This is a genomic window from Streptomyces sp. NRRL S-646, assembly GCF_000720765.1.
Lineage (GTDB): Bacteria > Actinomycetota > Actinomycetes > Streptomycetales > Streptomycetaceae > Streptomyces.
Window position 1 is genome coordinate 45,272 of the sequence record NZ_JODC01000031.1, and the last position, 13,508, is coordinate 58,779.

The 13,508-nt window shown below is 70.4% G+C and carries 8 protein-coding genes; 7 read left to right on the top strand and 1 reads right to left on the bottom strand.

What is annotated here, in order from left to right; all coding sequences use genetic code 11:
• Window positions 1–12: 12 nt before the first annotated feature.
• The 5 genes from IH68_RS0145135 to IH68_RS0145155 all read left to right on the top strand — a co-directional run bounded on the left by IH68_RS0145135 (window position 13) and on the right by IH68_RS0145155 (window position 8,322).
• Window positions 13–1,806 (top strand): ABC transporter transmembrane domain-containing protein, encoded by a 1,794-nt coding sequence (locus IH68_RS0145135; protein ID WP_030948563.1) that lies wholly within the window; start codon window positions 13–15, stop codon window positions 1,804–1,806.
• Window positions 1,803–3,557, top strand: a complete 1,755-nt coding sequence (locus IH68_RS0145140; RefSeq protein ID WP_030948565.1) for an ABC transporter ATP-binding protein — start codon at window positions 1,803–1,805, stop codon at window positions 3,555–3,557. Before IH68_RS0145135 ends, IH68_RS0145140 begins: the two co-directional genes overlap by 4 nt.
• A 241-nt stretch (window positions 3,558–3,798) precedes the next feature.
• Complete coding sequence (locus IH68_RS0145145; RefSeq protein ID WP_030948567.1) at window positions 3,799–5,820, top strand: M4 family metallopeptidase; 2,022 nt, start codon at window positions 3,799–3,801, stop codon at window positions 5,818–5,820.
• Between the two features lie 236 nt (window positions 5,821–6,056).
• Window positions 6,057–7,733, top strand: a complete 1,677-nt coding sequence (locus tag IH68_RS0145150; RefSeq protein WP_030948569.1) for a M4 family metallopeptidase — start codon at window positions 6,057–6,059, stop codon at window positions 7,731–7,733.
• Window positions 7,734–7,803: 70 nt separating this feature from the next.
• The gene (locus IH68_RS0145155; protein WP_030948572.1) at window positions 7,804–8,322 is read left to right on the top strand and encodes a DUF1990 domain-containing protein; all 519 of its coding nucleotides are present in this window, start codon (window positions 7,804–7,806) and stop codon (window positions 8,320–8,322) included.
• Between the two features lie 207 nt (window positions 8,323–8,529).
• Here the strand turns inward: IH68_RS0145155 and IH68_RS0145160 are convergent, their stop codons facing one another.
• Window positions 8,530–11,148, bottom strand: a complete 2,619-nt coding sequence (locus IH68_RS0145160) for a glycosyltransferase family 1 protein (RefSeq protein WP_030948575.1) — start codon at window positions 11,146–11,148, stop codon at window positions 8,530–8,532.
• 260 nt (window positions 11,149–11,408) lie between these two features.
• Between IH68_RS0145160 and IH68_RS0145165 the strand changes: the two genes are divergently transcribed.
• Window positions 11,409–12,611 carry a S8 family peptidase gene (locus tag IH68_RS0145165; RefSeq protein WP_030948578.1) on the top strand — a complete coding sequence of 401 codons (1,203 nt, stop codon included), beginning with the start codon at window positions 11,409–11,411 and terminating at the stop codon, window positions 12,609–12,611.
• A gap of 216 nt (window positions 12,612–12,827) precedes the next feature.
• On the top strand, window positions 12,828–13,508 hold a 681-nt coding region (locus IH68_RS0145175; RefSeq protein ID WP_159403847.1), incomplete at its 3' end, for a maltotransferase domain-containing protein.

Here is a 13,508-nt window from a genome sequence, read left to right on the forward strand (position 1 = left end):
GATCGGGGGAGCATGATCGACGCGTACGAGGATCCGGGCGAGCCCGACTGCCGCGGGGGCGCCCGCTATCTGCTGTGGCTGGTGCGCTGCCAGCCCGGCCGGTCGCTCGCCGGGGCGGTGCTGGGCAGCGTGTGGATGGTGCTGCTGGCGGCGACGCCGTATCTCCTCTCCCGGGCGATCGACGACGGACTGGAGCCCGGTGACTACCCGGCGCTGGCCGGCTGGACCGCGGCGCTCTTCGCGGTCGGGGTGTTCAACGCCTGGCTGAGCATCATGCGGCACCGCACGATGACGCGGGTGCGGATGGATGCCAACTTCCGTACGGTCAAGGTGATCGTCGGCCAGGCGGTCCGGCTGGGCGCCGCGCTGCCGCGCCGGGTGGGGGCCGGGGAGGTCGTCACCATCGGGGTCGGCGACGTGCAGACGATCAGCCAGTCGCTGACGGTGGTCGGGCCCGGGGTCGGGGCGGTGGTCGCCTACCTGGTGGTCGCGGCTGTTCTGCTCTCGGTCTCGCCCTTGATCGCCGCGGTCGTACTCCTCGGCATCCCCGTGATCGTCGTCCTCGTCGGGCCGCTGCTGGCCCGTCTGCAAGGCGCGGAGACCGAGTACCGCAACCGGCAGGGCGTGCTCACGGCCCGGATCGCCGACCTCGCGGGCGGCCTGCGCGTCCTCAACGGCCTCGGCGGCAAGGGCCTGTTCGCGGAGGCCTTCCACCACGACTCGCAACGGTTGCGCCGCCAGGGCTACCGGGTCGGTGCGGTCACCAGCTGGGTCCAGGCACTGGGCATCGGACTGCCCACCCTCTTCCTGGCAGTGGTCACCTGGCTGGCGGCCCGGCTCGCGGCCCAAGGGGCCATCACCATCGGCGAGTTGGTGTCGGTGTACGGCTATGTGGCGGTGCTGGTCGGCCCGGTGGCGTTCTGGGTGGAGTGCGGCTACCAGATCAGCCGCGGCCTGGTGTCGGCACGCCGGGTCGTCCGCTTCCTGCAACTGGAGCCACTGCCCGACACGGGCACGAGGGACGCACCCGCGGAACCGGCGGTACTGCACGACCCCGAGTCGGGGGTACGGGTACGACCCGGGCGGCTGACCGCCCTGGCCGGCGCTCGCCCGGCGGACGCGGCGGAGATCGTGGACCGACTGGGGCGCTACATACCGTCAAGGGCAACCTGGGGCGACATACAGCTGGACGAAATTGCGTTGCCCCAGGTCAGACAGCACATCCTGGTCGCGGACCACGAGGCAGACCTGTTCGCAGGCCCACTGCGCGACGTACTAGGCGGTTCGGCAGGTTCCTTCAGGGGCGCGGGGAACTGCGCGATCAGCCACAACGAAACCGCACCCGCCAAACGACCTGCCGAGGCAGACGAAGAGGCGCACCTGCTCAAAGCAATAAACGCAGCCGTCGCAGACGACATAGTCCAGGGCCTCCCCGAGGGCCTGGACTCAGCCATCGATCCCCAGGCCCGCAACCTCTCCGGCGGCCAAAGACAACGCATCCGCCTGGCAAGGGCACTCGCCGCCGACCCCGAGATCCTGCTGGCCGTCGAGCCGACATCAGCCCTGGACGCCCACACCGAGGCCCGGGTGGCCGAGCGCCTGCGCGCCGCACGCCGGGGCCGTACGACCCTGGTCACCGCCACCTCACCGCTCGTACTGGACCGCGCGGACACCGTGTACTACCTGGTGGACGGCAAGGTCGCGGCCACCGGCGGCCACCGCGAACTACTGAACAGCGAGCCGGGCTACCGCGCACTGGTGGCACGGGACGCCGAAGAGCCCACACCCGAGGAGGCGATCCGATGACGGCGGCCTCGGGCCACCTCCCCGTGGCCGAGCGGCCGGACGTGCGCCGCGCCATGGTGCGCCTCGTACGGGCCGACGCCCGCGCCTTCGTCGCCGTACTCGCACTCAACGCGCTGGCGGCCGGGGCCGGACTCGCGGGACCCTGGCTGGTCGGCCGGATCATCGACGAGGTGCGGGCCGGACACGGCGTCGGCGCCGTCGACCGGCTGGCGCTGTGGATCCTGCTCTGTTCGCTGGCGCAACTGGTACTCGCCCGCTGGGCCCGGTATGTGGGACACCGGTTCGGGGAGCGGACGCTGGCCCGCGTGCGCGAGGAGTTCGTCGACCGGGCGCTGGCGCTGCCCGCGGCGGTCGTGGAGCGGGCCGGCACCGGCGATCTGACGGCGCGCGGGACGGCCGACGTGGCCACGGTCGGCACCACGCTGCGTGACGTCGGGCCCGAGCTGCTCATCAACACCGTGCAGGCGCTGTTCCTGCTCGGCGCGGTGTTCTGGCTGAACCCGCTGCTCGGCGGGTGCGGCCTGCTCGGTCTGGTCGGCATCTGGGGTGCGCTGCGCTGGTATCTGCGGCGGGCCCGCGAGGGCTACCTCGCCGAGGGCGCCGCCACCTCCGACGTCGCCGAGATCCTCTCGGCGACCGCGTCCGGCGCCCGCGCGGTCGAGGCGCTGCGGCTGGAGCGGCGGCGGATCGCCGCGAGCCGGGACGCGCTGGAGACGTCCCGGCGCACCCGGCTGTACACGCTGTTCCTGCGCAGCGTGTTCTTCCCCGCGGTGGAGGTCTCCTACCTGGTGCCGGTTTCCGCGGTCCTGCTGGTCGGCGGGGTGCTGCACGCACGCGGCACGCTGAGCCTCGGCGCGGTCGTGACGGCGGCCCTGTATCTGCAGCGGCTGAGCGGCCCCCTGGACGAGATCCTGATGCGGGTCGAGCAGCTGCAGAACAGCAGCGCCTCCTTCGCCCGTGTGGAGGGCCTGGCCCGGGCACCGCGCGTGCAGGAGGCCGCAGCGCCCGCCTCGGCGGACGACCGGTTCGACGTGGCCGGGGTGCGGTACGCCTACGACCGCGGCGGCGAGGTCCTGCACGGCGTCGACCTGACCGTACGGCCCGGCGAGCGGCTGGCGGTCGTGGGCCCCTCGGGCGCCGGAAAGACCACACTGAGCAGGCTGCTGGCAGGCGTCGACGCACCCACCGAGGGCACGGTGACCGTCGGCGGGGTGCCCGTCGTCGACCTCGGCCCCGAGCAGCTGCGCCGCCAGGTCGTCCTGGTGACGCAGGAGCACCACGTCTTTCTCGGCTCTGTCCGCGACAACCTGCTCATCGCCGAACCGGCCGCCACGGACGAGGAGTTGTGGGCGGCACTCACGGCGGTGGGTGCCGACGACTGGGTGCGCGAACTGCCGGACGGACTGAACACCCCGCTCGGGGACGGCGGCACCCGCACCGACGGCTCCCAGGCCCAGCAGCTCGCCCTGGCCCGCGTGGTCCTCGCCGACCCGCACACTCTCATCCTCGACGAGGCCACCGCGCTCCTCGACCCGACCACCGCCCGCCACACCGAGCGCGCCCTGGCCGCCGTACTCGAGGGCCGCACGGTCATCGCCATCGCCCACCGCCTTCACACCGCCCACGACGCGGACCGCGTGGCCGTGATGGAGGACGGCCGGCTCACCGAACTGGGCACACACGAAGAACTCGTGGCGTCCGAGGGGGCGTACGCAGCGCTCTGGCACACCTGGCACGGCAAGCCGTCGTAGGACGCACTTTCCGCTCACGATCCAACATCCAGTCCGTATACCGAACATGAACAACCGGACAACGAACCAATTCCGGCCAACTTTGTGACGCGCTCCTGACAGGGCCGGAATCTCCTGCCACCCTTCCCACAGCTTCAACACAGCAACCCCACAAGCTCCACCCCAGTTCTGCCCGGACGGTCGACCCACCGTCCGGATGTCCCTGGCCGCGCAACCCGCGGCCACGCAGAAGGAGTCAGTGTTGAGAAGCAGTTCCTCTCGCAGACGCACCTCCCACATCGTCGCCGTCGCCGGCGTCACCGCACTGCTCGCCGCGGCCGTCCAGTCGGGCGCCGCGTCCGCCGCGCCGGCCCACGCCTCGTCCCTGAACAAGGCGCACACGGCCGTCAAGCTCTCCCCCTCCCAGCGCGCCGAGCTGATACGCGACGCCGACAGCGCCCGCGCGCAGACGGCCAAGGACATAGGCCTGGGCGCGAAGGAGAAGCTCGTCGCCCGTGACGTCGTCAAGGACGCCGACGGCACCCTGCACACCCGTTACGAGCGCACCTACGAAGGCCTTCCGGTCCTTGGCGGCGACCTGGTCGTGGACACCGCCAAGTCGGGCGCCACCAAGGGCGTCATCAAGGCGACGAACGCCGCCATCAAGGTCTCCGACGTCACCCCGGACATCACCAGGGCGGCCGCCGAACAGCAGGCCGTGAAGCGCGCGAAGGCCCTCGGCTCCACCAAGTCGACCGCCGACAGCGCCCGCAAGGTGATCTGGGCGGCGAGCGGCAAGCCGGTCCTGGCGTACGAGACGGTCATCGGCGGCTTCCAGGACGACGGCACGCCGAACCAGCTGCACGTCATCACGGACGCCACCACCGGCAAGAAGCTCTACGAGTACCAGGGCATCGACAACGCGACCGGTACCGGCAACACGCAGTACAGCGGCACGGTCTCGCTGACGACGACCCAGTCGGGCTCGAACTACAACCTGACCGACGGCGACCGCGGCGGCCACAAGACGTACAACCTGAACCACGGCACGTCCGGCACCGGCACGCTGTTCTCGCAGACCAGCAACACATGGGGCAACGGCACGACGTCGAACGCCGGGACCGCGGGTGCGGACGCGCACTACGGCGCCGCGGAGACCTGGGACTTCTACAAGAACACCTTCGGTCGCAGCGGCATCAAGAACAACGGCGTCGGCGCCTACTCGCGCGTGCACTACGGCAACTCGTACGTGAACGCGTTCTGGGACGACGGCTGCTTCTGCATGACGTACGGCGACGGCTCCGGCAACGCGGACCCGCTGACCTCGCTGGACGTGGCGGGCCACGAGATGACCCACGGCGTCACCTCCAACACCGCGGGCCTCAACTACAGCGGCGAGTCCGGCGGCCTCAACGAGGCGACCTCCGACATCCTCGGCGGCGTCGGCGTGGAGTTCTACGCCAACAACTCGTCCGACCCGGGTGACTACCTCATCGGCGAGAAGATCGACATCAACGGCGACGGCACCCCGCTGCGCTACATGGACAAGCCCAGCAAGGACGGCGGCTCCGCCGACTCCTGGTACTCGGGCGTCGGCAACCTCGACGTGCACTACTCCTCGGGCGTCGCCAACCACTTCTTCTACCTGCTGAGCGAGGGCAGCGGCGCCAAGGTCATCAACGGCGTCAGCTACAACTCGCCCACCTCGGACGGCCTTCCGGTCACCGGCATCGGCCGGGACAAGGCCCTGGCGATCTGGTACCGGGCACTGACCACCAAGTGGACGTCCACGACCAACTACGCGAGCGCACGCACCGGCACGCTCGCGGCCGCCGGGGAGCTGTACGGCACCACCTCCACCGAGTACAAGGCCGTGCAGGACGCGTGGGCGGCCGTCGCGGTCGGCTCGCGCTCCGGCGGGGGCGGCGGGGGCGGGACGTCGTACGAGAACACGACCCCGCTGTCGATCCCGGACAACGGGCCTGCCGTCAGCTCGTCGATCACCGTCTCCGGCAGGAGCGGAAACGCGCCAAGCAACCTCCAGGTGAGCGTCGACATCACCCACACCTGGCGGGGCGACCTGGTGATCGATCTGCTCGGCCCGTCGGGCACCGCGTACCGCCTGAAGAACTTCAGTTCCTCGGACTCGGCCGACAACATCCAGGCGACGTACACGGTCAACGCGTCGAGCGAAACAGCCAATGGCACCTGGAAACTGAAGGTTCAGGACCAGGCTGCGCAGGACGTCGGCACACTCAACAGCTGGAAGGTGACATTCCCGTAGACCGCACGTAGCGGCATCGGAAACAGGGCGCCGTCCCGGAGTGCGACTCCCGGGGCGGCGCCCGTTTACATTCCTGAAACGTTAACCGGACAGTCGGTTTTCAGCCAACATCACTTCGGGGTCATGACATGTACGCGCCCTGATGTCACTCTTCTCCACAACCGCCGCACAACTTCACTGCAACCCCGGCCGGGCGCCCCACGCCGTGCCGGACTCCCCCACCACAAGGAGCTTGTGTGACCCCCCTCTACGCGCGTCACAAGCGCTCGACTCTGGCCATCGCAACCGCCGTTGCCGCCGGAGCCCTGCTCACCACCGGTCTGACCACCGGTTCGGCCGCCGCCCAGACCCCGGCGGACTCCACGGCCACGGCTCGCACCGCCGGCTCCCCCGCCGCGCTGTCGGCCGCGACCCGCACCTCCCTCATCAGCCAGGCCCAGGCCGACGTCGCCGACACGGCGCAGAAGATAGGCCTCGGCACCAAGGAGAAGCTGGTCGTCAAGGACGTCGTCAAGGACGTCGTCAAGGACGCCGACGGCACGGTCCACACCAGATACGAGCGCACCTACGCGGGCCTGCCCGTCCTCGGCGGCGACCTGGTCGTCGCGACGAAGGCCGGCAAGACCGAGAGCGTCACCAAGGCGACGAAGGCGGCCATCAAGGTGGCCTCGCTCAAGCCGCAGATCACCACGGCCAAGGCCGAGAAGCAGGCGCTGACCGCCGCGAAGGCCGCGGGCTCCGCCAAGACCTCCGCGGACAAGGCCCGCAAGGTCATCTGGGCCGGCTCCGGCAAGCCCGTCCTCGCCATCGAGACCGTCGTCGGCGGCCTCCAGGACGACGGCACCCCGAACGCGCTGCACGTCATCACCGACGCGGCCACCGGCAAGAAGCTCTACGAGTACCAGGCCATCGAGAACGCGACCGGCACCGGCAAGACGCTGTACTCCGGCTCGGTCAGCCTCACCACGTCCGGGTCGGGCTCGTCGTACACGCTGACCGACGCCTCGCGCGGCGGCCACAAGACGTACAACCTGAAGCACACCACGAGTTCCGGCACCGGCACCCTGTTCACCGACACGGACAACGTGTGGGGCACCGGCGCCGCCTCCAGCTCCACCACCGACCAGACGGCGGCCGCCGACGCCGCCTACGGCGCGCAGGAGACCTGGGACTTCTACAAGTCCACCTTCGGGCGCAGCGGCATCAAGAACGACGGTGTCGGCGCCTACTCGCGCGTCCACTACGGCAGCTCGTACGTGAACGCGTTCTGGGACGACGACTGCTTCTGCATGACGTACGGCGACGGTGACAGCAACACGCACCCGCTGACCTCGCTGGACGTGGCCGGCCACGAGATGAGCCACGGCGTCACGGCCAACACCGCGGGCCTGAACTACTCGGGCGAGTCCGGCGGTCTGAACGAGGCCACCTCGGACATCTTCGGCACCGGTGTCGAGTTCTACGCCAACAACTCGTCCGACAAGGGCGACTACCTCATCGGCGAGAAGATCGACATCAACGGCGACGGCAGCCCGCTGCGCTACATGGACAAGCCCAGCAAGGACGGCGGCTCGGCGGACTCCTGGTCCTCCTCCGTCGGCAACCTGGACGTCCACTACTCGTCCGGTGTCGCGAACCACTTCTTCTACCTGCTGTCCGAGGGCAGCGGCGCGAAGACGATCAACGGCGTCAGCTACAACTCGCCGACGTCCAACGGCTCCACGGTCACCGGCATCGGCCGGGACAAGGCGCTGCAGATCTGGTACAAGGCGCTGACCGAGCAGTTCACCTCGACCACCAACTACAAGGCGGCCCGCACGGGCACGCTGGCGGCGGCGGCGAGCCTGTACGGGTCCAGCAGCACCGAGTACAAGGCGGTAGCCGCGGCCTGGTCCGCGGTCAACGTGAGCTGACCCGAGGGGGGGTTGGCGGGCGGTACCCGGGACGAAGGCATTCCCGGGTGCCGCCCTACTCTTGTGTCCCATGCGCCTGGAGGACTTCACCTACGACGACGTCGGCGGCACCCGCCGCGTCGGTTTCTGCCCGCCGGGCTTCCGCCCGATGCATGTGCGCACGCGCATCGGCGAGGGCGAAAAGGTCTTCCGCCGAGCCGCCGAGGCGATCCTGACCTGGGAGATGCACCGGGAGTTGGGTGTCGGCATCGACGCGAGCGCGGACCGGGCGGCGCCCGGCGTCGACGTCACGGTCACTCTCGCCGGGATGATCAAGGCGCCGTGCCGGATCATCTACACGGTGGACGAACCCCGTCGCGCCGGCTGGGCGTACGGCACGCTGACCGGTCACCCGGAGTGCGGCGAGGAGGCGTTCGTCGTGGACCGCACCGGTGACGGCACGGTGTGGCTGACCGTGGATGCGTTCAGCCGCGCGGCGAAGTGGTACGCCCGGGCGGGTGGACCCGCGACGCGCGGCCTTCAGCATGCGTATGCACGGCGGTGCGGCAAGGTTTTGCAGCAGTTGTGTGCGCCGCTCTCCGAGGGGTGAGCGGGGGTCGGGGTGGCCGTCTGGGGGCTGCCGCCCCCAGGCCCCCGCTTTCGGCCTGAACGGCCTCGTCCTCAAACGCCGGACGGGCTGAAAAGATCAAACCCCGGCCGGGACTGAAGCTGAAAGATCAAGCCCCGGGCCGGGACTGAAGCCGAAAGATCAAGCCCCGGGCCGGGACTGAAGCTGCTCCCCCCGGGCTGAAACGGCTCACCGCATCAGCACACCCGCCTCCTCCCCCATCTCCTCCGAAGGCACCGCCACCAGACCCAGTTCCACGCCGGACGCCAGCAGTCGATGGGCCGGCAGGATGCGGACCGTGTAGCCGTAGGGGCCGGTGCGGTCGAGGGAGAGGGGGCCCTCGTAGAACCACCTGCCTTCGGCGTCGGGGCCGCCCGCCGGTTTCAGGGGGACGGTCGTCGCGTCCGCGATGCGGTCCTCGGGGTCGACACGGCCCGACACGACCTGGACCTCCACGTCGTCGGGGCCGAGCTCGCCGAGGCCCACGCGCACCCGTAGTCCGAGCGTGCTGCCGAGTTCCGCGGTGGCCGTGGCGGCGGACGTCTCCACGTGGTCGACGGTGACGCCGTGCCAGGCCGCCCGCACCCTTGCCTTCCAGGCGGCGAGTTCGCGGGCGGAGCCGGGGTCCATGGCTCGGTGTGCGTGGGCGGCGGGGGCGTAGAGGCGCTCGACGTACTCACGGACCATGCGGCCGGCCAGCACCTTCGGGCCGAGCAGGGTCAGGGTCTGGCGGACCATCTCGATCCACCGGTCGGGCAGGCCGTGCTGCCCGCGCTCGTAGAAACGCGGGGCGACTCGCTGTTCCAGCAGGTCGTAGAGCGCGTCGGCCTCTATGGCGTCGCGGTGGTCGGGGTCGGTGCCCGCGCCGTCGGCCGTGGGGATCGCCCAGCCGAAGTCGGGCTGGAACCACTCGTCCCACCAGCCGTCCAGGACGGAGAGGTTGAGGCAGCCGTTCAGCGCGGCCTTCATGCCGGACGTGCCGCAGGCCTCCAGGGGGCGCAGCGGGTTGTTGAGCCAGATGTCGCAGCCCGGGTAGAGCTTCTGCGCCATCGCCATGCCGTAGTCGGGGAGGAAGACGATGCGGTGGCGCACCCGCGGGTCGTCGGCGAACCGGACCAGCTCCTGGACCAGGCGCTTTCCGCCGTCGTCCGCCGGGTGGGCCTTGCCCGCGACCACGATCTGGATCGGGCGCTCCGGGTGCAGGAGCAGGTCCATGAGGCGGTCGCGGTCGCGCAGCATCAGGGTCAGGCGCTTGTACGAGGGGACGCGGCGCGCGAAGCCGATGGTGAGGACGTCCGGGTCGAGGACTCCGTCGATCCATCCCAACTCCGCTGTTCCCGCGCCGCGTTGACGCCAGGAGGCGCGCAGCCGCACCCGTACCTCGTCCACCAGCTGCTCGCGCAGATTCCGCCTGAGCTCCCAGATGTCCTGGTCGGGGATGTCCCCGACGGCGTCCCAGCGGTCCGAGCCGCCGACGGTCAGCGCGTCCTCGGTGCGCTGGGCGCCGATCTGCCGGGCGCCGAGCCGGAAGACCTCGGGGGCGACCCAGGTGGGTGCGTGCACGCCGTTGGTCACGGAGGTGATCGGCACCTCGTCGGGGTCGAATCCCGGCCACAGTCCGGAGAACATCTCGCGGCTGACGTGACCGTGCAGAAGGGAGACGCCGTTGGCGCGCTGGCCCAGGCGCAGGCCCATCACGGCCATGTTGAAGAGGTTCGGTTCGCCGCCGGGATAGGTCTCCATGCCCAGGCGCAGGATGCGTTCGACGTCGATGCGCGGGAGTTCGGCGTCGGGGCCGAAGTGGTGAGCGACCAGCTCGCGGTCGAAACGGTCGATACCGGCGGGGACCGGGGTGTGGGTGGTGAAGACGGTCCCCGCGCGGACCGCTTCCAGGGCGGAGTCGAAGTCAAGGCCGCCGTCGCAGAGTTCGGCGATCCGCTCCAGGCCCAGGAAGCCGGCGTGGCCCTCGTTGGTGTGGAAGACCTCCGGCTCGGGATGGCCGGTCAGCCGACAGTAGGTCCGTACGGCCCGCACACCCCCTATGCCGAGCAGCATCTCCTGCAGCAGCCGGTGCTCGCTGCCGCCGCCGTAGAGCCGGTCGGTCACCCCGCGCTCGCCGAAGTTGTTGTCCTCGACGTCCGAGTCGAGCATCAGCAGGGGGACGCGGCCGACCTGGACGAGCCAGATGCGGGCGTGCAGCTGCCTGCCGCCGGGCAGGGCGAGGGAGACCTGGGCGGGGGTGCCGCCGGGTTCCTCGAGGAGGGCCACGGGCAGCTCGTGGGGGTCCAGGACGGGGTAGTGCTCCTGCTGCCAGCCGTCCCGGGACAGCGACTGGCGGAAGTAGCCGTGCCGGTAGAGCAGTCCCACGCCGACCAGGGGTACGCCGAGGTCGCTGGCCGCCTTCAGATGGTCGCCCGCCAGGATGCCGAGGCCGCCGGAGTACTGGGGCAGGGCGGCCGTGATGCCGAACTCGGGCGAGAAGTAGGCGACGGCGGCGGGGAGTTCGCCGGAGTGGCTCTGGTACCAGCGGTCGCCGGTCATGTAGTCGTCCAGGTCGCCCGAGACCTCCGCCAGCCGGCGCAGGAAGCGGTGGTCCCCGGCCAGCTCCGCGAGCCGCGCCGGCGACACGCTGCCCAGGAGCCGTACGGGATCGCCGTCCGAGGCGGCCCAGCGCTCGGGGTCGACGGACTGGAACAGGTCGCGGGTCTCCGCATGCCAGGACCAGCGCAGATTGCGGGCCAGATCGCTGAGCGGCCGCAGGGGTTCGGGGAGAACGGGTCGGACGGTGAATCGACGGATCGCCTTCACTTTCCACCTCGACGCGTGTCGCTGTGCGGACGCACAACGCTGTGCGCCTCGTCGTCAACCTCGACGGTATCCGGGCGGAGGGCTTCGCAACCACGGCACGTCCAAGAGCACGCCACACTCCTACGCCGTCCGGAAAACGCCGCAACCTTCACGCGTCCGCCATGGCGGACATGGCCGATTCCGCCCCGTAGGCCCTCTTGTGGGCCTTCTACACCGCACGAGAGGCTGCCAAGTGGAGTCAATGGAGGGGAAATCGGACCATGGCACGGACGCGAACACGGCGTCTGCGCTGGACAGGGGCTCTGACCGCGGCGGCCTGTGCTGCCGCGCTCTCGGCCGTCACCCTGCCCGCGCACGCCGCACCGGAGGGTCAGATACTCGGCGCCGGTGAGCCCGGCTCCGTCAGCGGAAGTTATCTGGTGACACTCAAGGGGGGAACAAAGGCTCCGTCGGCGACCGGAAAAGGCATCGCCGAGAAGTACGGGGCGAAAATAAGCCACACCTACGGCTCGGTCCTCAACGGCTACGCCATCAAGGCCGACGAGAGACAGGCCAAGCTGCTCGCGGCCGACTCCCAGGTCGCCTCGGTCGTCCAGGACACGCGCGTGTCCCTCGACCACACGCAGAAGAACCCGCCGACCTGGGGCCTGGACCGGATCGACCAGCCGAGCCTGCCGCTGGACAGGAGCTACACCTGGCCGGAGTCCGCGGGCGCCGGGGTCACCGCTTACGTGATCGACACCGGTATCCGCATCTCGCACAAGGACTTCGGCGGCCGGGCGAGCTACGGCTGGGACTTCGTCGGAAACGACAAGGTCGCGGCCGACGGCAACGGGCACGGCACGCACGTCGCCGGCACCGTCGCCGGCACGAAGTACGGCGTCGCCAAGCAGGCCAAGGTCGTCGCCGTCCGCGTCCTCGACAACGCCGGCTCCGGTACGACCTCGCAGGTCATCGCGGGCATCGACTGGGTGACCAAGCACGCGAGGAAACCGGCGGTCGCCAACCTCAGCCTGGGCGGCTACCACAACGCCCAGCTGGACGCCGCCGTACGCAACTCCGTCGCGTCGGGCGTCACCTACGCGGTTGCCGCGGGGAACGACGGCCTCCCGGCCGCCCTCTACTCCCCGGCGGACGTACAGGAGGCGCTCACGGTCGGCGCGACCGACAGGACGGACGCTCGGGCGAGCTTCTCCAACTTCGGCTCGGCCGTGGACCTGTTCGCGCCCGGGGTGTCGATCACCTCGGACTCCTATGCGAGCGACACCGGGAAGGCGACCTTCTCCGGTACGTCGATGGCGACCCCGCACGTCACGGGCACGGCCGCGCTTTATCTGGCCGACCACCCGAAGGCCACTCCGGCCCAGGTCTCCAAGGCGCTCGTGAAGCTGGCGGTGTCCGGGAAGGTCTCCGGCCGGGGCCTCGGCTCACCGGACGAACTTCTGCAGGTACCACCTTCTTAGTGGCACAGTCCCCGGACCGGTCCCGTTCGTTCACGAACGGGACCGGTCTTGTGTGTAGACATACGCGTGAGTAGTTAACAAAGTGCCGGATTGCGTACCCGAATAGGGTGGGAAGGCTCCTCCGGTACACCACACAGGCAGTTCACGAGAAACACCCGCAGGACCCACCTCCCCACAGCCATCCGCCCACCCACGTTGACGCGGACAGGAGCGGTCATGCCCGCCACGCACCACTCGTCAGCACCCCCGACGACCAGCACCGAAGCGCCACCCGTGCGCCTCGCCGACGCCGGACCGCCGGCCCCGGAGCCACCCTCCGCGGGCGACACTCCGGGCATCGGGCGCATACCCGTCCTCGATGTCCGCCCGGTGGTCCAGCACGGGCGAAGGCCGGCCAAGGCCGTGACCGGGGAGTCGTTCGAGATCTCGGCCACCGTGTTCCGCGAGGGCCATGACGCGGTCGCCGCCAACGTCGTCCTGACGGATCCGGAAGGCCGTCCCGGCCCCTGGACGCCGATGCGGGAACTGGCCCCGGGCACCGACCGCTGGGGCGCCACCGTCACCGCCGGCGAACCCGGCCACTGGACCTACACGGTGGAGGCCTGGGGCGACCCGATCACCACCTGGCGCCACCACGCCCACATCAAGATCCCGGCGGGGATGGACACCGACCTGGTCCTTGAGGAGGGGGCGCGACTGTACGAGCGCGCGGCCGCCGGCGCCCCCGACAGCCGACGCGACGTGCTCCTCGCCGCCGTCGACGCCCTGAGGGACGAGACCCGCCCAGCCGCCTCGCGCCTGGCGGCGGCGTTGACGCCGGAGGTGGACGCGGTGCTGGCCCGGCACCCGCTGCGGGAGTTCGTCACCGCCTCACAGACCCTGCCGCTGCTGGTGGAA